Below are 21125 nucleotides of genomic sequence, written 5' to 3'. Positions count from 1 at the left end.
AGGAACAAAAGATCATGCCAAACGCCCCTATGTACGCTCTGCTGCCCGATGGCCTGGTGATGACCGGCCTCGTGCTCGCGTGGCTCAACGACACGTTCACTGGTCCTTCGGGCCGGCGCACGACCTACTTCATTGCGCTGCTGACCACGGTCATCGCCGGTATCTGGTTCGCGGTGGACGCGTTCGATCCGCACGTGAACTACTACTTCACGCGCATGTTCGTGGTCGATCCGTTCGCGAGCGCAATGAAGGCGGTGGTCACGCTCGGCTACGCCGTGACGATCGTGTACTCGCGCAAGTACCTCGAAGACCGCGACATGTTCCGGGGCGAGTTCTTCCTGCTTGGCCTGTTCTCGCTGCTCGGCCAGATCACGATGATCTCGGGCAACAACTTCCTCACGCTGTACCTTGGCCTCGAGCTGATGTCGCTGTCGCTATACGCGGTCATCGCGCTGCGTCGTGACGCGACACAGTCGAACGAAGCGGCCATGAAGTACTACGTGCTGGGCGCGCTCGCTTCGGGCTTTCTGCTGTACGGCATCTCGATGCTCTACGGCGCGACCGGTTCGCTGGAACTGAACGAAGTGTTCAAGGCGGTGGCTTCGGGTCACATCAACGATGTCGTCCTGCTGTTCGGCGTGGTGTTCATCGTTGCGGGCGTGGCGTTCAAGATGGGCGCGGTGCCGTTCCACATGTGGGTGCCCGACGTCTATCAAGGCGCGCCGACGGCCATGACGCTGCTCACGGGCGGCGGACCGAAGGTCGCGGCGTTCGCCTGGGCCGTGCGCTTCCTCGTGATGGGCTTGCTGCCGCTGGCTGTCGACTGGCAAGAGATGCTGATCATCCTCGCCGCGCTTTCGATGATCGTGGGCAACATCACCGGTATCGTTCAGCGCAACGTCAAGCGTATGCTCGCGTACTCGGCCATCTCGAACATGGGCTTCGTGCTGCTGGGGCTGCTCGCCGGCATCGTCGACAACAAGGCGACGGGCGCGGCCAGCGCGTATAGCTCGGCCATGTTCTACAGCATCGTCTACCTGATCACGACCCTGGGCGCGTTCGGCGTGGTCATGCTGCTCGCCCGCCGCGATTTCGAGGCCGAAACGATCGACGACTTCAAGGGGCTGAACCAGCGCAGCCCGGTGTTCGCGTTCGTCATGATGCTGATGATGTTCTCGCTCGCCGGCATTCCGCCTACGGTCGGCTTCTACGCGAAGCTCGCCGTGCTCGAGGCGACCATGAACGCCGGCCTCACGTGGCTTGCCGTGCTCGCCGTGATCACGTCGCTGTTCGGCGCGTTCTACTACCTGCGCATCGTCAAGCTGATGTACTTCGACGCGCCGCAGGACGATGCGCCGATCGAGAGCGACGCAACCAACCGCGCGCTGCTCACGCTCAACGGCGTGGCGGTGCTCGTGCTGGGCGTCGTGCCTGGCCCGCTGATGTCGATCTGCCTGCAGGCCGTGACGCATACGCTGCCGCTCTGATGTCGGCAGCAGGCTGGTTCATTGTGCTGTTGGCGCTCGCGGGCGCCAACCTGCCGTTCCTCAATCAGCGATTGTTCGGCGTCGTGCCGCTTCGCGCACCGAAGAAGAGTGCGTGGATTCGCATCGCTGAAATGATCGTGCTGTATTTTGTGGTCGGTACGTTCGGCTTCCTGCTGGAGGCGCGCGCCGGCAATCGTTTCGACCAGGGCTGGCAGTTCTACGCGATCACCTTCAGTCTTTTTGTGGTGTTCGCGTTTCCCGGCTTCGCCTGGCAATATCTCGTCAAACGCCGCCCGGCGTGATGCGCGCGGTCCGGCATGCAGCCGGGTCCGCTCCGTTCGACCGTTTCCCGTTCAAGCGGCGCGCCCGCGGCGTCCCGATTTTTCTGAGCACCCACGAGGCTGAATATGGCTGAACATCATCGACACGATCCGGCGCTCGCCGAGACGTGCGTGGAAAGCACGACGCTCTACGCGGGCAACTTCCTGACCCTCAAGCGCGACACCGTCGCCCTGCCGGACGGCAAGCACGCAACGCGCGAGTTCGTCCAGCATCCCGGCGCGGTCATGGTGATTCCCCTGTTCGACGACGGCCACGTGCTGATGGAGCGCCAGTACCGCTACCCGCTCGCGCGCGTGATGACCGAATTCCCCGCTGGCAAGCTCGATCCTCAAGAGGGTGCGCTCGCCTGCGCGATCCGCGAACTGAAGGAAGAGACGGGCTATACGGCACGCGAGTACATCTATCTCGCGCAGATCCATCCTGTGATCTCGTACTCGACCGAATTCATCGACATCTACCTCGCGCGCGGGCTGACCGCCGGCGCCGCCCAACTCGACGACGGCGAGTTTCTCGAGACGTTCAAGGCGACGGTGCCGGAGCTGCTCGAATGGGTGCGCACGGGCAAGATCACCGACGTAAAGACGATCATCGGCACGTTCTGGCTGGAGAAGGCGCTTTCGGGCGCGTGGCCGCTCGCGAAGGCGGAGCAGGGCTGACACGATTCAGGCGTCGCGAAGTCCCGAGCAACGGCGGCCCTCGTGGCCGCCGTTGTCGCTTTCAGGAGCAAGGGGCGCAAAGCCGTGGCGAAGCACCTTCAGCGCGGGCGCGCAAGCGGCGCTACAATCGAACCCCCGGGAAGATCCCGGTGGTCGATCGTACGATTTTTTTCGAACGGTCGTTCACAAATTTACGATTTGCGCTAAACTCATCGCAAGCCTCGATTCCCCATGAAGGTCCTCGATTTACAGTGTCCAGACGGCCATCGGTTTGAAGGCTGGTTCGCATCGGCTGACGACTTCGAGTCGCAGCTCTCGCGCAAGCTGGTTGAATGCCCGATGTGCGGCGCCACGAATGTGAGCCGTTTGCCGTCCGCGCCCCGGTTGAACCTGTCCGGCGCGAGCGAAATGCCCAAAGCGTCGCCACAGGAGCAGGCGGCGCAATGGCAGGCGCATGCGATGCGTGTCGTTCGCGAGGTCCTCGAGAAGACGGAGAACGTAGGCGACCGTTTCGCCGAGGAGGCGCGGCGCATTCATTACAACGAAGCGCCGTCGCGCAACATCCGTGGAGTCGCTTCCGCGGAAGACGCGCAAGCTCTCGTCGAAGAAGGCATCGATGTCATGCCGCTGCCGGTTCCGGCCGCGCTGAAGGGTCCGCTGCAATAACGCCATGCGGGTCTTCGCCGCGGCGCGGGGTTCGCTTCGCACCTGCCGCGGCCAGGAGACACTGCGCATGGATCTGGATTACACCCCCGCCGACGACGCGTTTCGCGCCGAAATCCGCGCCTGGCTAGAGGCCAATCTGCCTCGAGCGCTACGCGAAAAGGTTCTCAACCACAAACGCCTGACCCGCGACGACATCGCCAGCTGGCACAAGCTGCTCGGCCAAAGAGGCTGGTCCGCGCCCGCGTGGCCCGTGGAATGGGGCGGGCCCGGCTGGACCGAAACGCAACGCCACATCTGGGACGCCGAATGCGGCCGCATCGGCGCGCCGATGGTCTTGCCATTCGGCGTCTCGATGGTCGCGCCCGTGCTGATGAAGTACGGCAACGAAGCGCAAAAGCGCCGCTATCTGCCGCGCATCCTTTCCGGCGAAGACTGGTGGTGCCAGGGCTATTCCGAGCCGGGCTCGGGTTCCGATCTCGCCTCGCTGCGCACACGCGCGGTTCGGGAGGGCGACCACTACATCGTGAACGGGCAGAAGACCTGGACCACGCTCGGCCAGCACGCCGACATGATGTTCTGCCTCGTACGCACCGATCCCGCCGCGAAGAAGCAGGAAGGCATTTCATTCATCCTGATCGACATGAAAACGCCCGGCATCACCGTGCGTCCGATCATTACGCTCGACGAAGACCACGAGGTCAACGAAGTGTTCTTTGAGGACGTGAAGGTGCCCGTCGAGAATCTCGTCGGCGAGGAGAATCGCGGCTGGACCTATGCGAAGTATCTGCTGGGCCACGAGCGCACGGGCATCGCGCGCGTGGGTGCGTCGAACCGCGAGCTGGCGTTCCTCAAAGGCGTGGCGCTCAAGCAGAAGAAACACGGCAAGCCGCTGCTCGAAGATCCGGTGTTCGCGGCGCGCGTCGCGGCCGTCGAGATCGAGCTGATGGCGCTCGAAGTCACGGCAGAGCGCGTGATCGCGAGCGCTTCTAACGGACGCGGCCCCGGCCCCGAGGCGTCGATGCTCAAGATCAAGGGCACCGAAATCCAGCAGGCGCTCACTGAACTGATGGTCGATGCGGTCGGCCCGCTCGCGGCGCCGTTCGACCCCGCGTTCCTCGAGGGCGAGCACGCGCACGCGGCGGGCGGCGACGACGACGCGGCCCCGCTCGCGGCGTACTACTTCAACTATCGCAAGACGTCGATCTACGGCGGGTCGAACGAAATCCAGAAGAACATCATCTCGCAGATGATCCTGGGGATCTGAGGAGCGGCGCAATGAACTTCAATTTCACGGAAGAGCAACAGCAGCTCGCGGACGCGCTGCGTCGCTATCTCGACAAAAATTACGGTTTCGAAGCGCGGCAGGCGATCGTGAAGACGCCCGCGGGCGTATCGGACTTGCACTGGAGTGCGTTCGTCGAGCTGGGCCTCACCGCGCTCCCGGTGCCGGCGGAGCAGGGCGGCTTCGACGGTGCGCCGTTCGACATGCTCGTCGTCATGCAAGAGCTGGGCCGTGCGCTCGTCGTGGAGCCGTACTGGGCGACCGCGGTGGGCGTCGAGGCGCTCAAGCTCGCGGGCGCGTCCGTCGCGGAGAATGCGGCGCTGCTCGAAGGCGTCGCCTCGGGCGAGGTCAAGCTCGCCGCGGCATTCCACGAGCCGCAATCGCGCTACGATCTGTTCGCACTGGAAACAGAGGCGTCGGAAACCAGCGCGGGCTTCGCGCTCAGCGGCGCAAAGTCGGTCGTGCAGCACGGCGCCCAGGCCGGCTACTGGATCGTGCCGGCGCGCCTTGCGGGCCAGGTGGCGCTCTTCGTCGTGGCGCGCGATGCGCAGGGCGTCGAGGTGAACGAGTGCCGCACGATCGACGGCCAGCGCGCGGCTACGCTCACGTTCAAGGAAGCGCGCGCTCGCCGGCTCGGCGACGCGCATACCGGCGCGGCGACGTGGGAGAAGATTGCCGACTACGCCACCTTCCTGCTGTGCGCGGAAGCGGTGGGCGCTATGGACGCACTCAACCACGCAACGGTCGAATACACGAAGACGCGGCAGCAGTTCGGTGTGCCGATTGCGCGGTTCCAGGCGTTGCAGCACCGCATGGCAGAGATGTTGATCCACGCGGAGCAGGCCCGCTCGCTGACTTACCTCGCCGCCGCGCGTTACAGTAGCGAGTCGGCAGATGAACGGCGCCGTGCGATTTCGGCGGCGAAGGTACGCGTGGGGCAGGCGGCGCGTTTCATCGGCCAGCAGGCCGTGCAACTGCACGGCGGCATGGGCGTCACCAACGAAGTCGCGGCCGCGCACCTGTTCAAGCGCCTCGCGATCATCGAAACGACGCTCGGCGACGTCGATCATCACCTCGAGCGCTTCGCCTCGCTGCCCGGTTTCGCGCAGGCAGCATAACGCGTGGCCTCACCAAGCGATATAAGCGGAGAGTACGGGATGGGCCTGAGTTACGAAGATCTGGAAGTGGGCAAGCGCTATGTCATCGGCTCGCACACCTTCGAGCGCGACGAAGTCGTGCATTTCGCGGAGCAGTTCGATCCGCAGCCGTTCCACGTGAGCGAGGCGGCCGGCGAGGCGTCCATGTTCGGCGGCCTCGTCGCGAGCGGCTGGCACACGTGCTCGGTCATGATGGGCATGTTTGTGCGCAACTTCCTGAAGGATTCGACGTCGATGGGCTCGCCGGGCGTCGACGAGATTCGCTGGCTCAAGCCCACGCGTGTGGGCGACACGCTCACGATGACACACGCGATCCTGAGCAAGCGCGTATCGGCGAGCAAGCCCGATCGCGGTATCGTCGAGACGCAGTGGGAAGGGCACAACCAGCACGGCGAACTGATCGTGACGGTCCGCTCGAAGGCGCTGTTCGGCCTTCGCAATGCGAAAAGCTCGCCGGGGGGCGCATCGTGAGCGAAAGCGACATCATGCAGATCGCCGATGCGGCCGCTTTGCGCGCGCTGATCGGCGCAGCGCCGCTCGTGAGCGGCTGGCGCGAGGTGAGCGAGGCGGACGTGCACGGCTTTGCCGACGCCACGGGCGACCACCAGTGGATCCACGTCGACGCCGAACGTGCGCGCCGCGAGTCGCCGTTCGGCGGGCCGATCGCGCATGGGTTTCTCACGCTCTCGCTGGTTCCCGCGCTGCTCGGCGCGACGCTGCATATGCGCCAGCGCATGGGCGTGAACTACGGCCTGAACCGCGTGCGCTTCACGCAGCCGGTGCCCGTGGGTGCGAAGGTGCGCGCGCGTATCGCGGTGAAGGAAGTGAGCGACGTGGAGGGCGACGGCGTGCAGGTCGTGTGGGACGTGAGCATCGAGCGAGAGCGCAGCGAGCGACCGGCGTGCGTGGCCGAGTTCATCACGCGGCACTACTTCTAAGGTTGCAAGGTCAACAAAAAGGGCGCTCCGCTCTTGGGGGGCGCCCCTTCACACTTGCCTCGCCAGGCCTCGCGCTACCAGCGTGCTCAGGCCGTCGTGTGCTTCTCGTATTGCGTCGCACCGAACAGCATTTCCCTCGCCTTGTCATCCATCAGCGGTTTGCGCGCATTCGCGAGCACTTCGACGCCGCGCTGGACCGCGGGCCGAGCGGCGATCGCTTCGTGCCAGCGCTTCACGTTGGGCAGCGCTTCGAGGTCGATGCCCTGGTTTTGCCATGAGCGCGTCCACGGAAAAGCGGCGATGTCCGCGATGGTGTACTCGTCGCCGGCCAGATACCGGGTCTTTTCGAGTTGCGTTTCCATCACGTTGTAGAGGCGTTTCGCCTCGTTCGTGTAGCGGTTGATGGCGTAGTCGATCTTCTCGGGTGCGTAGATGCGGAAATGGTGCGCCTGACCCAGCATGGGGCCGAGCCCGCCCATCTGGAACATCACCCATTGCAGCACGTCATAGCGCGCCGCGAGGTCCTCGGGCAGGAAGCGGCCGGTTTTCGCGGCGAGATAGATGAGGATCGCGCCCGACTCGAACAGCGAAAAAGGCTTGCCGTCAGCACGGCGCGGCCCTTCGGAGTCGGTTATGGCGGGAATCTTGTTGTTCGGACTGATGGCGAGGAATTCGGGCTTGAACTGGTCGCCCGCACCGATATCGACCGGATGCACCCGGTATTCGAGGCCGGTTTCCTCGAGCATGATGTGGATTTTGTGTCCGTTTGGCGTAGCCCAGCTGTAGACATCGATCATCGTGGCTCCTTGGCACCATAGAAGAGGCGGCGCGAAGCTCCTGCGACGCCGGATCCGGCGCAAATTAGCATAGATTGACGCCACACGCAGAGGGCGCCCGAGCGCCCCTGCTGCGCTTGTGGACTTACGGGAACCTACGATCGCGTGACCGGCATTTCCACGCGCGAGGCCGCGCCCGCGTCCATGTAGCGCGCGAGTTCGAGCCGGGCGATGGCGTTGCGGTGCACCTCGTCGGGGCCGTCGGCGAAGCGCAGCGTGCGCGCCGATGCGTATGAGTAGGCAAGCGGGAAGTCGCCGCTCACGCCCGCCGCGCCGTGGACCTGCATCGCCCAGTCGATCACCTGGCAGGCCATGTTCGGCGCCACCACCTTGATCATGGCGATCTCGCCGCGCGCGCCCTTGTTGCCGACGGTGTCCATCATGTACGCGGCCTTGAGCGTGAGCAGGCGCGCCTGCTCGATCATGCAGCGCGCCTCGGCAATGCGCTCCTGCGTGACCGTCTGCTGCGCAACGGGCTTGCCGAACGCGACGCGTGAGAGGGCGCGCTTCGCCATGAATTCGAGTGCGCGTTCAGCGAGGCCGATGAGGCGCATGCAGTGATGGATGCGGCCAGGCCCGAGGCGCCCTTGTGCGATCTCGAAGCCACGCCCTTCGCCCAGCAGGATGTTCGACGCGGGCACGCGCACGTCTTCGAGCGTGATTTCCATGTGGCCGTGCGGTGCGTCGTCATAGCCGAACACGGTGAGCGGGCGACGCACGGTGATGCCGGCCGCATCGGAGGGCACGAGGATCATCGATTGCTGCGCATGGCGCGGCGCGGTGGGATTGGTCTTGCCCATCAGGATGTAGATCGCGCAGCGCGGGTCGCCCGCACCCGACGACCACCATTTCGTGCCGTTGATCACGTACTCGTCGCCGTCGCGTTCGATGCGTGTCTGGATGTTGGTGGCGTCCGACGATGCCACATCGGGCTCCGTCATCAGGAATGCAGAGCGAATCTGACCGGCCAGCAGCGGCACGAGCCATTGCTGCTTGTGCGCCTCGGTGCCGTAGCGCTCGATCGTCTCCATGTTGCCGGTGTCGGGCGCGTTGCAGTTGAACACTTCGGGTGCCCAGTGCACGCGGCCCATGATCTCGCACAGCGGCGCATATTCGAGGTTCGTGAGCCCAGCGCCGCGCTCCGAGGCCGGCAGAAACAGGTTCCAGAGGCCCGCTGCACGTGCCTTCTCCTTCAACTGCTCGACGATTTCCGTGGGCACCCACGGATCGCCGTTCGCGCGATTGCGCTCGACTTCCTCGTGGAAGACGGCCTCGTTCGGATAGATGTGTTCGTCGAAAAACGCGAGCAGCTTCTCGCGCAGCGCCTGCACCTTCGGGGAGTAATCGAAATTCATCGGTAACCTCGCAATGCGATGCAATGACAATGAAGTGTGAGCCGTGCCCGGATGAGTCTTAGCGGACTTTCTGCGCGTAGCGCCAGGCGAGTTCGGCCATGGGCTTCGCGCGACGGCCCGCGTCGATGGCCTGCGCACTCGCGGCGGTGCCGTCCACCACGCGTTTCATGATGCCCTGCAAGATCGCCGCGATCCGGAACATGTTGTACGCCAGGTAGAAGTTCCAGTCGCCGCGAATCTGCAGACCGGTGCGTTCGCAATAGCGCGCGACATAGTGCGCCTCGTCGGGAATGCCGAGCGCCTGCCAGTCGAGCCCGGCGATGCCGCGGAACTGCGCGGGATCGACGTGCCACGCCATGCAGTGATACGAGAAGTCTGCGAGCGGGTCGCCGAGCGTGGAGAGCTCCCAGTCGAGCACGGCCAGTACGCGCGGTTCGCTCGGGTGGAAGATCAGGTTGTCGAGCCGATAGTCGCCGTGCACGACCGACACGCGCGAGCCGCCGTTGCCGGACTCGTCGGGCATGTGCTGCGGCAGCCATTCGATGAGGTGATGCATCGCGTCGATACGCTCGGTTTCCGAGGCCTGATACTGTCGGCTCCAGCGATCGATCTGGCGTGCGAAGTAATTGCCGGGCTTGCCGTAATCGGCGAGACCTGCCGTTTCCGGCTTCACGTTATGGAGCGCCGCGATCACGCGGTTCATTTCATCGTAGATCGCGCCGCGCTCTTCGCGCGTCATGCCGGGCAGCGACTGATCCCAAAGCACTCGGCCTTCCACGAACTCCATCACGTAGAACGCGCGGCCAATCACCGCTTCGTCGTCGCAAAGCGCGAGCATTTTTGCCACCGGTACATCGGTCGCGGCGAGTGCATCCATCACGCGGTATTCGCGCTCGATCGCGTGCGCCGAGGGCAGGAGCTTCGCCTTCGGCCCCGGCTTCGCGCGCATGACGTAGGTGCGGCCGGGCGTGACGAGCTTGAACGTCGGATTCGACTGGCCGCCGGCGAACTGCTCGACCGCGAGCGGGCCTGTAAAGCCGTCAACGTGGGTGGTGAGCCATGCGGCCAGCGCCTCGGTGTCGAAGCGCTGGCGGTCGGCGACCGGGCGCGTGCCAACGAACGCCGAGTAGTCGGTGCGCGCCGGCGTGTTCGCTTGCGTGTCTCCATCCGGGGTGGTTTGCGCCATAGTCGTCTCCCTTTTCCTGATTCTCCCGTGGGCCGCCGCCCGTCAACCCGGCGGTCTGTAACGCAGGTATTGCGCGTAAAGCATTTCCATCGTCGTGTTGCGTACGTCGCAGTGCAGCGGCGAGGGCGGCGCGTGGTTGATCGCGCGCACGACCCAGTCCTGTGGCGCGCTGCCGACGTCCAGCGCATTGATGCAACCCGTGGCCTGCGCGAGATGGCCGAAGAATGCACGCCCGCCCGCCATGATCGCGTGCGAGAGAATCGCGCGGTTCACTCCGCCGTGCAGAACGAGCAGCGCGGTGTCCCAGGCGGGATCCTCGCGTAGCGCGTCCACCGCGGGCAGCACGCGATCGAGCAGCTCGCCGATGGTCTCGCCGCCGAGAAAGCGCGTGTCTTCCGCCACGATGCCATCGAATGCGCGCAGGAAGGCGTTTTCGACTTCGTCCGGCGCGATCGCGGCAAGACGCCCGCCGCGAATCTCCTCCCACGCAGGCTCTACCTCGAGCCCGACCGCCTGGCCGGTCGCCGCGAGCACGCGCTGCGCGGTTTCTACCGTGCGGCGCAGGCCACTCACGATCACGCGGTCGAAGCGCACGCCCTGCAAGGCGAACGCCTCGCCCGCAGCCGTTGCCTGGGCGCGGCCCTTCTCGTTGAGCGGCACGGTGTCCGGGTCGATCGCGCGGCCCGTCTCGTCGAAGTACGTGACGTCGCCGTGCCGCATCAGGTAAATGCGGCGGCGCGTGGGCAACTGGTATTCGCTCATGGGTGTGCCGATTGAACGGTGTGAAGCAGGATTCGGAGCCGACTTACCGGTACACGGGCGCGCGTTTCTCGAGGAACGCGGTGATGCCTTCGAGCCCGTCGCGGTGATGGAGCGAGGCGACGAAGCTGTCGCGCTCCGCGGCGAGCTGCGCTTCGAGCGGCTGCGAGTCGGCTACGTTAGTCAGGCCTTTGATGCGCGCCACCGAGTTCGGCGAAATCTTCGCGAGTTCGTCGGCCCAGGCAAGCGCCGTGTCGAGCGCCGTCTGCGGCTTCGCGAGCCGGTTCACCACGCCCAGCTCTGCGAGGCGCGGCGCTGCGATCGGCTTGCCTTCGACCATCAATTCGAACGCGAGCGAGCGCGGCAGCGAGCGCGAGAGAAACCAGGAGCCGCCGCCATCGGGCGTGAGGCCCACGCGCGAATAGGCCATGACGAATCTGGCGTCGTCGGCGGCGACCAGCAGGTCGGCAGCGAGCGCGAGCGAGAAGCCCGCGCCGGCGGCCGCGCCTTCCACGGCCGCGATGATCGGCTTGCTCGACTGGCGCATGGCCGTGACCCATGCGGCCAGCATGTCGATGCTGGCGGCCTGCACCGAAGGATCCTTGGCGCGGTTTTCGAGCAGGCGGTTCAGGTTGCCCCCCGCGCAGAAGAAGTTGTCCGCGCCCGTGAGGACGATCGCGCGCAGTGAGGGATCGCGCTCGGCGGCGTCAAACGCCTCGACGGCGGCCGCGTACATGTCGGGATGCAGCGCGTTGCGCGCGCCGGGGTTCGACAGCGTCAGGACGAGCGTCGATTCATGGTTTTGCGGGCGGGTGCTGCGGAGTTCGGCGCTCATTGCGGTGCCTCGTTCGATGCGTTGATGTCTGCGGTATCCGATGCTTCAGGTAGCGTCAGCGAAAGGCCGGGATGCACGCGGCGCACATACCAGGGCGACGAGGCGATAGCGCCTTCGCCTGGCGCGGCGTGGATGTGGCGCAGGATCGGGCGGGGCGCGCCCGCACGCTGCGCGCCGGTCCCGACGACATCTGCTGTCTCGATGTTGTAATGAGGGAAAGTCATTGGAAGCCTGGCTCCATGATTGGCCTAGAATAGCACGGTCGTACATTTATCATGAAAACGATTCGGCGGTTCCGCGAGGGAACTGCCCTTGTCAAGGAGGCAACGAGGATGATCAAGCTGCATGGTTTCGCGCTCTCGAATTACTACAACAAGGTCAAACTCTTGCTGCTCGAGCACGGCATTGCGTTTGAGGAAGTCCCGACGAAACTGCCGCTCGAAGAGGCGCTGCTCGCTCGGTCGCCGGGCGGCAAGGTGCCTTATATCGAAACGGAACAGGGCTTTCTGTGCGAGTCGGAAGTCATCGTCGAATATCTGGCTGCGCGCTTTCCAGAGAAGCCCATTTTCGCGGCGGATCCGTGGCAGGCGGCGAAGGAGCGCGAACTCATCGTCTTTATCGAGACGCATCTGGAGTTGAACGCGCGTGAGCTGTACGGCGAGGCGTTTTTTGGCGGCAAGACGACCGACGAGGTCAAGGCGACGATGGAAAAGCGCCTGCGCCGCTATGTGGCGGGCTTCAGGCGGCTCGCGAAGTTCGCGCCATACGTGGCAGGCGAGCAGTTCGGCGTGGCCGATGCGGCGGCGTTCGTGAGCTTGCCGCTCGTGGGCCGCGCGACGCTGGCGGTCTATGGCAGCGATTTCCTCGCCGATGCGGGCATCGACTGGAAGTCGTATATCAAGCTGATCGCCGAGCGGCCGACGGCACAGCGTGTCAACGCCGACCGCAGGGCGTACCTCGAAGCGAACTCGTAAGCGCCGCGACTTTTCGCCAGGTGCCGTACAGCCCGCTGCAGCGCGCGATGATCGGGAACGCACTGCCGTTCGTGGATTCATCGCGCGTGCGCAAACTCAGAGCCGCGCGAGCCGCTCGAGCGCGGTCGCGAGCGTGCTCTCCTGCTTGGCGAAGCAAAAGCGCACGACGCCCGATTCGTGCGCCTCGTGATAGAACGCCGACACGGGAATGGCGGCCACGCCGATCTCGGCGGTGAGCCACTTCGAGAACTCGGCTTCGGGCAGATCGCTGATCGCCGAATAGTCGACGCACTGGAAATAGGTGCCCTCGCACGGCAGCAGCTTGAAGCGCGTATTGGCGAGACCCGCGCGGAAGAAATCGCGCTTTTTCTGATAGAACGCAGGCAGTTCCAGATACGGCCTGGGATCGCGCAGATACTGCGCGAGGCCGAACTGCATCGGCGTGTTCACCGTGAATACGTTGAACTGATGCACTTTGCGGAACTCGGCCGTGAGCGGCGCGGGCGCGGCCACGTAGCCTACCTTCCATCCCGTCACGTGATAGGTCTTGCCGAAGCTCGACACGATGAAGCTGCGCGCGGCCAGTTCCGGGTAGCGCGCCACGCTTTCGTGCGGCTGGCCGTCGTAGACCATGTGCTCGTACACCTCGTCGGAGAGGACCAGCACGTTCGTGCCGCGCACGATGTCCTCGAGCTTCTGCATGTCGTCCGCTCGCCAGACGGTGCCCGTGGGGTTGTGCGGCGTGTTGATGAGGATCAGGCGCGTTTTCGGCGTGATGGCCGCGGCGAGGCGGTCGAACGGAATCGCGTAGTCGGGCGCTTCGAGCGTCACGAATACCGGCTTGCCGCCGGCCAGTTCGATCGAGGGCAGATAGCTGTCGTAGGTCGGTTCGACCACGATCACTTCGTCGCCTGCATGCACGGTCGCGAGGATCGCCGTGAGGAGCGCCTGCGTGGCGCCCGCCGTCACCGTGATCTCGCTGTTGGCGTCGTAGCGGCGGCCATAGACGCGCTCGATCTTGTCCGCGATCGCCTCGCGCAGGGCGGCAACGCCCGCCATGGGCGGGTACTGGTTGTGGCCCTCGCGCATGGCTTGCGCGACCGCTTCGACGATGCGCGAGTCGCAATCGAAGTCCGGAAAGCCCTGGCCCAGATTCACCGCGCCCTTTTCGGCGGCGAGCGCGCTCATCACGGTGAAGATCGTCGTGCCGACGTTCGGCAGACGCGACGGAAAAGAGGGCGTGAGCAGGGTGTCCTGCGAATGCTGCGTGGGATGCGGTGCGTTCATGTCGCGGGCGGGTGTTTGACGTTGGACCGGGAAAGCCGGGTTCGAAAGCCCGATTGTAGGCAAATCGGCGCGGCCGCGGTGCTCAGACCGGACGCGCGCACCTTTTCCGCTGCTTGTCAGGCATGGACCGCCTCGGCGGCGCCTTGCACGCATTCGGCGACGAAAGCATCGGGCGTGGCGATGCGAAAGCCGAAATCTCGCGCCACGCGCCTCGCGAGCTTCAGGACCGCGCGATCCTTCGAGACGAGCCATCGCGCGCCGCTCGCGCGCGCGAGTTCGAGAAATTTCTGGTCGTCGCGGTCGCGGCATTGGGGCAGGGGACGCGCGTCGGCGGTGAGCTCGGCCAGTTCGATTCGTTCGACGAGTCCGTCGAGGACAGCCAGCGCATCTGCCTTCGCGACGCCGCGCCCGGCGAACTGCGGATAGTCGAGTACGTGGGCCAGTTCGGCCTGACAGCGCACGTCGATCAGTGCGCGGATCGCGCCGCGTTCGAGCGCCACGCGAATGGGGCGCGTGTGGGGATCGTCGAACACGAGAATATCGAGCCAGACATTCGAATCGAGCACCACGGGAAGCACGGGCGCCACGGCGGACGAGGGTGGGATTGCGGTCGGGGGCGTGAGGCCGGTCATTCGTGAATTCGCTACAATCGGGCTTTCGTGTTTGAACATTGCAAGCCTCTATGATAATCGTTCTGTCGCCGGCCAAATCGCTCGACTATGACACGCCAGCGCACGTCGAAACCCACACCATCCCCGATTTTGTCGACGACGCAGCCGAACTCATCGATGGCCTGCGCCGCCTCTCGCCTCAGCAGATCGGCTCGCTCATGAGCATTTCCGATCCGCTCGCGCGCCTGAATTTCCAGCGCTATGCCGACTGGTCGAAGCAATTCAGCCAGGCCAACGCGAAGCAGGCCGTGCTCGCGTTCAATGGCGACGTCTACGAAGGCTTCGACGCGAAATCGCTCTCGTCCGCGGATCTCGACTATGCGCAACAGCATGTGCGCGTGCTCTCGGGGCTCTATGGCCTGCTGCGTCCGCTCGATCTGCTTCAGCCTTATCGCCTCGAGATGGGTACGCGTTTCGAAAACGCACGCGGCAAGGATCTCTACGCGTTTTGGGGCGAGCGCATCACGCACGCGATCAACGCGCAGATGGAACGCAATCATGCCGGCGCGAACAAAGCGGCGAAGGGCGCGCGCGTGGTCGTGAACTGCGCGTCGAACGAGTACTTCAAGGCGGTGAAGCCGAAGAAGCTCGCGGCGAGCGTCATTACGCCCGTATTCGAGGACTGGAAGGGCGGCCGCTACAAGATCATCAGCTTCCACGCGAAGCGGGCGCGAGGCTTGATGGCGCGTTATGCCGTCGAGAACCGCATTGCCGAGCCCGAAGCGCTCAAGGCATTCGATGTGGAAGGCTATGCGTTCGATGCGGATGCATCGAACGATTCGACCTACGTATTCCGTCGGCGTATCGCCGACTAATTGGCCAGATGAATGGCCAGGCAAGCGGGAAGGAAACCAACATGACGATTGCGATCACCAGCCAGTTCGATGCGGGCGCGATTGAAGTTCTATCGTGCGAGCGCGCCGACGATATCCGTCTGCGCGTGCGCACGGACAATCAATCGGAGTTCGCGCAATGGTTCTACTTCCGCGTCACGGGCGTGCGCGGCGAAAACTGCGTGATGACGTTCGAGAACGCAGCGGCCTGTGCGTTTCCCGAAGGCTGGCGCGATTACCAGGCCGTGGCGAGCTATGACCGCGTGAACTGGTTCCGCGTGCCGACTGCCTACGACGGCAAGCAGCTCGTCATCGACCACACGCCCGACTTCGACAGCATTTACTACGCGTACTTCGAGCCGTATAGCGAAGAGCGTCATTCGGAATTCCTCGGGGCGCTGCAGCAGCTGCCGCATGCGACGCTCACGGAACTCGGACAGAGCGTGGAAGGCCGGCCGATTTCGTTGCTTTCGCTCGGCATGCCCGGCGATACGGCGCCCGACGGCAAGCGCAAGAAGACGGTATGGATCATCGCGCGCCAGCATCCGGGCGAGAGCATGGCCGAGTGGTTCGTCGAAGGCCTCGTCAAGCGTCTCGCTGGATGGGGCGACTGGGCGGGCGATCCGGTCGCGCGCAAGCTCTACGATCGCGCCGTGTTCCATATCGTGCCGAACATGAATCCGGATGGCAGCGTGCACGGCAATCTGCGCACCAACGCCGTGGGTGCGAACCTGAACCGCGAGTGGACCGAGCCGGACGCGCAGCGCAGCCCCGAGGTGCTGGTCGTGCGCGATGCGATCGAAGCCACGGGCGTCGATCTGTTCTTCGATATCCACGGCGACGAGACGCTGCCTTATGTGTTCGTCGCGGGCTCGGAAATGTTGCCTGGCTTTACCGATCAGCAACGCGTCGAGCAGAAGGCGTTCATCGACGCGTTCAAGGTGGCGAGCCCCGACTTCCAGGACCAGCACGGCTACGAGGCGAGCCGCTATCGCGAAGACGCGCTCAAGCTGGCTTCGAAGTTCATCGGTCATCGCTACGGCTGCCTTTCACTCACGCTCGAGATGCCGTTCAAGGACAACGCCAACCTGCCCGACGAACGGGTAGGCTGGAACGGCGAGCGCAGCGCGGCGCTTGGCGCCGCGATGCTGCAGGCCATTCTGCATCACGCCGAGACGTTCTCGTAACACGCGCGTAAGCCACACGGGCACGAAGAAAAAGGGGGAAGCGACCAAATCGCTTCCCCCTTTTTGCATCGATAACGCCGACGATTTCAGGCTGCCGTCGTCTTCTTTTTTGAGGGCGTTTTCCTGGCTGTGGATTTCGTCGTCGCAGATTTGCTGGCCGACTTCGTGCTGCTGGTGGAAGGCTTGTGGCTCGACTTGCTGGCGGGCGCGTTCTTCGAACCCTTGCCGGTGGACTTCTTCGTCGAATGCTTGCCCTTTCCGTGCGCGCTGCCATGGGGTGCCGTTCCGCCGTGCGCGCGCGACGGCGGGACCGGATCGTTCCAGCTGAACGCGAGCATCTGCTGTCCGACATAACCGCAGCGAAACTTCAGATCGTAGGGCGAGTTGCCCCTTTCTTTGGGAATGCCGATGCCTTCGACGGTCACGATCGTATCGACCTTGACGCGCTGTTTGCGTTCGTCGAACGAGTCGTTCCACGGCGTCACACTGGCGTGTGCGCTGTCGAACGAGCTTGGCGGAAACTCGACGTGATCGAGCGCCGTGGAGGTGCTGGCGACGAAGTTGCCGTGTGCTGCACAGTCGGCGACGAGCGGGTCGGCGTGCATCTGGCCGACGAACTGGTTGACGAGATCGTTGTGTTGATCGAGTTGATCGGCTTGGGCTGCGGGTGCGGCGATGAGCATGAGGCTCGCGGCGCATGCGGCCAGTTGGCCGGCTACGAACAGCAGCCGGCGGGATGCGTGGTTGCAGTCCATCTGCTTGCCTGGAATGAAGGGTGAGACGTCAGGCACCGTAAGATGCCGCGCGACCGCGATGAGTTCAATCCGGGAAGCAATAATTTTCGTCTGCCTGAACGGCGGAGTCGAGGCGTTGCGGTGAGCGACGCCTCGCAGTCGCGGCTTCACGTCGCGCCTGGTGGAGACACACTGTCACAGCACTACGTGCGCGGCCCGCCCAGGCGGTAGCGGCGTACGTCGTAGGTGGTGACCCAGGCTGGCCGATAAACGGCGATCAGCGCGGTTGCCATTCCGGTGAACCAGGCTTCGCCCGATGCAAGCAGAAATACGCTGAAAGCATAACCGGCGGGAACGGTGAGCGCCGACCCCCCGGTGAGCGCGACATGGGTGCCGAGGGCGAGATACGCTGCGGCCGAAACGGCGATAGCCGGCGAGACGAAGCCCTGACCGACGATGAACATAAAGAGATTACGCGGTAGCCACGCGGTGCAGGCGCGCTGCAGCAGCGCAGAAATCGCGACAGGAAAGGCGCCGAACAGGAGGAAGGTCAGTGCCACGCCCTCCCAGGGTGCGTCGAACACGAGCGCTGCGAGCCCCACCACGACGCCCATGGCGACGAGCGCGAGCCCCCAGTCGAACAGCGTGACCATGAGCGTGGCGCCGAGCAGATGCAGCACGGTGCCGTCCTCGAGCCATGCGTTGCTCGCCCACAGCACGGAGATCGCGACCACGATCGCGAGCCACACGTGCTGGAGCGTTGCGTCCTGAAGGCGCCTGAAAGGGTTCTTCCACAACGCGAACGCGAGCGACCCCACGGTGACAACCCATGCACCGATAGCGACCCAGAGCGGAAGCGGCGTGAATAGGAACCCCATGTGCTTCATATTACTCGTTGGAAGACAAACCGTGTGCGCGAGCGGGCACCAAGGCTTCCTCGTCTGCGCTTTCCTCGGGAATGTCGCCCTCGGCGCGCTGCGACGACGGTGCGGCGACGGGCTCGCCGTACGGCGCGTTGGGCTCTGCGGCCATCGGCAGCGGCTCGACACTGTCGCCTGACGGCAACGGATAGAGGAACGTCAAATTCTCGCGTGTGCGCAACGGCACTGGGCCATGTTCGCCGTGCCGCGGCCGCGGCGGGTGCTCGCACTGGGCGCGCAGCACCTGCAGCTGGTTCGCCAGCAAGCCGTTGTAGATCGCGACCGCTGCCGCGCGGTTTGGCGCGCCGAGCTGCTGAAAGATGCTTGTCAGATGAACTTTCACCGTTCCCTCACTGATCCCGAGCGCTCTCGCGATCATCTTGTTCGTGTTGCCCATATGGACGCACCGCAGGATCTGCTCCTGGCGAGGCGACAGATGGACCTTCGGGCGCAGCCTTCGGACTTGTGCAGCGCTCTTGGCGTTGCGCCGGGGTGGCAAGGGCCAGGGCGTACACGGGCCGAAGACGTCCGCCGGCAGGTGATCGCCCCCGAGCAGGATGAGTTCGAGAAACTTCACGATCAGAATGGAATCCGTTGTGCGACGGATGATCCCGCGTGCGCCTTCGTCGATGAGCGTGCTGACGGCCGCGTGCGTTTCGGTACCGTCCACCAGCACGGCGACGGGCAGTGTGCGGTGCCGCATGACGAAGTGGCGCAATTCGCCGGCGCGAATGCCGTCGTGCCAGTCGATCACGAACAGGTTGGGTGTGAACCGTTGCATCGCGCGCTCGGCGCTCCGCCAGTCCGGCGCATCATTGAAACGTGCGCGACGGTCGATTTGTCTTAACAGCGCCTTGAGCCCTTCTCGCCTTTCGGCGTCCGGATTGAGTACGACGAACCGCATGGCTATGCCCTCCTCTCGTTGACGGCCTCTCGAAATGTTGTGAAACACGCACCGCTTCTGTACGGCGGTGAACCAGACCAACAGCGCCATAATGACAAAAAGGTTGCGCTCTGGCGGCCTGTCCAAAAGGCGTAAGACGTAGGGCAAAAAAAAGTCCCGCAAACAGGCGGGACCGCGTAGGAATTAGGGAATTGTCTTAGTGGAAGTGTGGCTGTATAGGCTCAGCATCTTCTGGCATTTCGGCGTGGACGATCTCACCGAGCGGATCCGCATAGAGCGGCACGCCACAGTCATCGCAATATTCCGGCTCGAAACGACCCGCGTGACGACGGATATCGGTGATGCCCGATTCCTTCAGCAACTCGACGATCTCGTCGAGCGGACCGTTACTGACGTTCTCCTCGGTTGGTTCTTCGTCGATATCGGCGTCGCCGTTTTCTCGCCCATAGAGCGGCCACACTACGCCATACAGCACGTCATTGCTTCCCCGCTTCGTGAAGCCGATGCGGTATTCGTCGATACGACGCTCACCGAACCCCGCGACCACGGCGCGCAGGTCTTGCGCGGCTGCACCGATCGTGTCGAGCAGGTAGCGCACGGCGGTGCGGATCGTGTGTGGGCGCACGCGCTCGTCAGCGTCGCGGCAGGCGGAGTAGTAGGCGTCCGGCAGCAGACACTCGAACTCGCAGCCCGGCATCACGACTGCGAGGTTGGCACCGCCCTGAGTGGCCCACTGCTCGAGGCATTGGCCGCGCTCGATGCGCGAGCCGTGCTCCTCTTCCTGCCAGCGAAAGAGCGCGGCGCCGACGGGCGCGGCGACGACGGCCAGCAGGAAACGAGGATCAGCGAGAATGGGTGACGTTTCCGGCAGTTCACCAGAGCTGATCTTCGCGGGTGTGCCGCTCAGCGCCGCCTGCGAAAGCTGTTGGGCGAGGCGCCAGGTTTCGACATGGTGGCGCGGCAACTGGTCGATGCTATAGAGATAGGGGGCCATTGCCACGCGCGTCCCGTTGGCGAGGACGTGCGCCTGGAGGTGCGTGCGCAGCGCGTCGGAGGCGTCGGCCTTGAGGGGGCCCGAAGGGATGACATAGCGCGTCCAGGCCAGCACCGGCGCGGCCACGAGCAGTGCCTCGAATTGGGCGCCTTCATGTTCGACGACGAACGACTCGCTGTGCGTCTCGGCCATATCGGCGAGCGCCCCATAGGCGTCCGGATGATTCTGCTGCAGATGGTCGAGCGCGGCGTCGAGCGTAGTCTGATTGCCGTTGCGCACGACCTTCGCGAGCAGGGTGTCGAGCTTGGCCTCCCAGAAGCGGTCTTCGGTACGGCTGCCCGAAGCGAACAGGGCGAGCGAGAGGCCGACGAGCTTGTCGGCGTCAGGAGGAAGGCGTTTGGCGATTCGCGAGCGCATAAATCTGTGAGTTGGGGGGCAGAGAACCCCATATTCTAGTCGGTTCCGCGCGCGTCATCTGATTGGCCAGCAGAAGCGCGCCCAATGTGGGCTTATGCGATGCGGGATGGCGGCTGAGGGTGGGCCGCTGACGTCCACGAGAAGGTTGTTTACTGCTGTGCCAGGGCGTCAAAAAACCGCTTGCAAGATGTCGCGGGCGTGACTAGAATTCCGGTCTTTCGCGCTTTCGATGAAGGCGCGGGGAGACGGGAAGCCCGGGCGAAAGCCTTGTGGCGTCTGGGTCTGCGGGTGGTTCGAGGTTGCGCGGCAGGTTAAGCGAAGTAAAAAAACCTGTTGACAGATCGCCCGGCAGTCTTCATAATCTCGTTTCTCTGCTGCTGACGCAGCAACGCAGAAAGAAGCCGGTAGTTAGATAGTTTTAACGGCGCTTTCGCGAACGATCTTTAAAAATTTACAGCCGATAAGTGTGGGCGCTTGATGCGGTGGCGGCCCGGCCTAGCCTTTCGGGGCGAAGCCGGCACAGCAAAAGTATCAAGAGTCTCACACTAAAGTAAGTCAGGTTTTTGAATTTATTCAAGACCTGTCAGCTTTGAGTGAGCGACCGGTTCTTAACCGAACCGAAAACAGTAACAGGTATTGAACTGAAGAGTTTGATCCTGGCTCAGATTGAACGCTGGCGGCATGCCTTACACATGCAAGTCGGAC

General features: G+C 64.2%; 23 protein-coding genes and 1 rRNA gene. 12 read left to right on the top strand and 12 right to left on the bottom strand.

Annotation, left to right across the window (positions count from 1 at the left end; all coding sequences use genetic code 11):
* Positions 1-14 precede the first annotated feature (14 nt).
* The 8 genes from nuoN (at position 15) to VSR34_RS20565 (ending at position 6528) form a co-directional block, all read left to right on the top strand.
* On the top strand, positions 15-1487 hold the full coding sequence (gene nuoN, locus VSR34_RS20600) for an NADH-quinone oxidoreductase subunit NuoN (protein WP_036018109.1): 1473 nt from the start codon (positions 15-17) through the stop codon (positions 1485-1487).
* Complete coding sequence (locus VSR34_RS20595) at positions 1487-1789, top strand: DUF2818 family protein (protein ID WP_342963350.1); 303 nt, start codon at positions 1487-1489, stop codon at positions 1787-1789. Before nuoN ends, VSR34_RS20595 begins: the two co-directional genes overlap by 1 nt.
* A 105-nt stretch (positions 1790-1894) precedes the next feature.
* Positions 1895-2485: an NUDIX hydrolase gene (locus tag VSR34_RS20590; RefSeq protein ID WP_028210396.1), complete on the top strand. Its 591-nt coding sequence runs from the start codon at positions 1895-1897 to the stop codon at positions 2483-2485.
* 231 nt (positions 2486-2716) lie between these two features.
* Positions 2717-3151 (top strand): DUF1178 family protein, encoded by a 435-nt coding sequence (locus VSR34_RS20585; protein ID WP_028210395.1) that lies wholly within the window; start codon positions 2717-2719, stop codon positions 3149-3151.
* Between the two features lie 67 nt (positions 3152-3218).
* Positions 3219-4415, top strand: coding sequence for an acyl-CoA dehydrogenase family protein (locus VSR34_RS20580; RefSeq protein WP_342963349.1), 1197 nt, complete (start codon positions 3219-3221; stop codon positions 4413-4415).
* A gap of 11 nt (positions 4416-4426) precedes the next feature.
* Positions 4427-5551: an acyl-CoA dehydrogenase gene (locus tag VSR34_RS20575; protein ID WP_342963348.1), complete on the top strand. Its 1125-nt coding sequence runs from the start codon at positions 4427-4429 to the stop codon at positions 5549-5551.
* Positions 5552-5590: 39 nt separating this feature from the next.
* Positions 5591-6061 carry a MaoC family dehydratase gene (locus VSR34_RS20570; protein ID WP_028210392.1) on the top strand — a complete coding sequence of 157 codons (471 nt, stop codon included), beginning with the start codon at positions 5591-5593 and terminating at the stop codon, positions 6059-6061.
* Positions 6058-6528, top strand: a complete 471-nt coding sequence (locus VSR34_RS20565; RefSeq protein ID WP_028232051.1) for a MaoC family dehydratase — start codon at positions 6058-6060, stop codon at positions 6526-6528. The genes VSR34_RS20570 and VSR34_RS20565 overlap by 4 nt, the downstream gene beginning before the upstream one ends.
* An 86-nt stretch (positions 6529-6614) precedes the next feature.
* On the opposite strand, the gene VSR34_RS20560 is transcribed toward VSR34_RS20565, so the two are convergent.
* From VSR34_RS20560 to VSR34_RS20535, 6 genes are all read right to left on the bottom strand, one after another.
* On the bottom strand, positions 6615-7325 hold the full coding sequence (locus tag VSR34_RS20560; protein WP_028232052.1) for a glutathione binding-like protein: 711 nt from the start codon (positions 7323-7325) through the stop codon (positions 6615-6617).
* Between the two features lie 134 nt (positions 7326-7459).
* Positions 7460-8719: an acyl-CoA dehydrogenase family protein gene (locus VSR34_RS20555; RefSeq protein WP_028210390.1), complete on the bottom strand. Its 1260-nt coding sequence runs from the start codon at positions 8717-8719 to the stop codon at positions 7460-7462.
* Positions 8720-8777: 58 nt separating this feature from the next.
* Entirely contained in the window at positions 8778-9905 is a 1128-nt protein-coding gene (locus tag VSR34_RS20550; protein WP_028210389.1) for a phosphotransferase, read from the bottom strand.
* Positions 9906-9947: 42 nt separating this feature from the next.
* Complete coding sequence (locus tag VSR34_RS20545) at positions 9948-10667, bottom strand: histidine phosphatase family protein (protein WP_028210388.1); 720 nt, start codon at positions 10665-10667, stop codon at positions 9948-9950.
* A gap of 43 nt (positions 10668-10710) precedes the next feature.
* Entirely contained in the window at positions 10711-11499 is a 789-nt protein-coding gene (locus VSR34_RS20540; RefSeq protein ID WP_342963347.1) for an enoyl-CoA hydratase, read from the bottom strand.
* The gene (locus VSR34_RS20535) at positions 11496-11723 is read right to left on the bottom strand and encodes a hypothetical protein (RefSeq protein WP_028210386.1); all 228 of its coding nucleotides are present in this window, start codon (positions 11721-11723) and stop codon (positions 11496-11498) included. The genes VSR34_RS20540 and VSR34_RS20535 overlap by 4 nt, the downstream gene beginning before the upstream one ends.
* A gap of 108 nt (positions 11724-11831) precedes the next feature.
* Between VSR34_RS20535 and VSR34_RS20530 the strand changes: the two genes are divergently transcribed.
* Positions 11832-12473, top strand: coding sequence for a glutathione S-transferase (locus tag VSR34_RS20530; RefSeq protein WP_028210385.1), 642 nt, complete (start codon positions 11832-11834; stop codon positions 12471-12473).
* 96 nt (positions 12474-12569) lie between these two features.
* Here the strand turns inward: VSR34_RS20530 and VSR34_RS20525 are convergent, their stop codons facing one another.
* Positions 12570-13760 carry a pyridoxal phosphate-dependent aminotransferase gene (locus tag VSR34_RS20525; protein ID WP_028210384.1) on the bottom strand — a complete coding sequence of 397 codons (1191 nt, stop codon included), beginning with the start codon at positions 13758-13760 and terminating at the stop codon, positions 12570-12572.
* 116 nt (positions 13761-13876) lie between these two features.
* Positions 13877-14392: a putative toxin-antitoxin system toxin component, PIN family gene (locus VSR34_RS20520; protein ID WP_174480145.1), complete on the bottom strand. Its 516-nt coding sequence runs from the start codon at positions 14390-14392 to the stop codon at positions 13877-13879.
* A gap of 50 nt (positions 14393-14442) precedes the next feature.
* Between VSR34_RS20520 and yaaA the strand changes: the two genes are divergently transcribed.
* Positions 14443-15246, top strand: coding sequence for a peroxide stress protein YaaA (gene yaaA / locus VSR34_RS20515; protein ID WP_028210382.1), 804 nt, complete (start codon positions 14443-14445; stop codon positions 15244-15246).
* Positions 15247-15287: 41 nt separating this feature from the next.
* On the top strand, positions 15288-16451 hold the full coding sequence (locus tag VSR34_RS20510; RefSeq protein WP_342963346.1) for a M14-type cytosolic carboxypeptidase: 1164 nt from the start codon (positions 15288-15290) through the stop codon (positions 16449-16451).
* An 86-nt stretch (positions 16452-16537) separates the two neighbouring features.
* Here the strand turns inward: VSR34_RS20510 and VSR34_RS20505 are convergent, their stop codons facing one another.
* From VSR34_RS20505 to VSR34_RS20490, 4 genes are all read right to left on the bottom strand, one after another.
* Positions 16538-17206, bottom strand: coding sequence for a hypothetical protein (locus VSR34_RS20505; RefSeq protein WP_028210380.1), 669 nt, complete (start codon positions 17204-17206; stop codon positions 16538-16540).
* Positions 17207-17388: 182 nt separating this feature from the next.
* Positions 17389-18063, bottom strand: a complete 675-nt coding sequence (locus tag VSR34_RS20500; protein WP_028210379.1) for an energy-coupling factor ABC transporter permease — start codon at positions 18061-18063, stop codon at positions 17389-17391.
* Between the two features lie 10 nt (positions 18064-18073).
* A complete protein-coding gene (locus tag VSR34_RS20495; RefSeq protein WP_042291220.1) occupies positions 18074-19009 on the bottom strand; it encodes a response regulator transcription factor in 936 nt (311 codons plus the stop codon).
* A gap of 196 nt (positions 19010-19205) precedes the next feature.
* Positions 19206-20420, bottom strand: coding sequence for a DUF2863 family protein (locus VSR34_RS20490; protein ID WP_028210378.1), 1215 nt, complete (start codon positions 20418-20420; stop codon positions 19206-19208).
* Between the two features lie 638 nt (positions 20421-21058).
* Between VSR34_RS20490 and VSR34_RS20485 the strand changes: the two genes are divergently transcribed.
* Positions 21059-21125 (top strand): 16S ribosomal RNA (locus tag VSR34_RS20485); the annotation flags it as partial.

The sequence above is a fragment of the Paraburkholderia sp. JHI2823 genome (assembly GCF_038900695.1).
Taxonomy (GTDB): domain Bacteria; phylum Pseudomonadota; class Gammaproteobacteria; order Burkholderiales; family Burkholderiaceae; genus Paraburkholderia; species Paraburkholderia mimosarum.
This window is presented reverse-complemented; position numbering and strand designations above follow the sequence as displayed.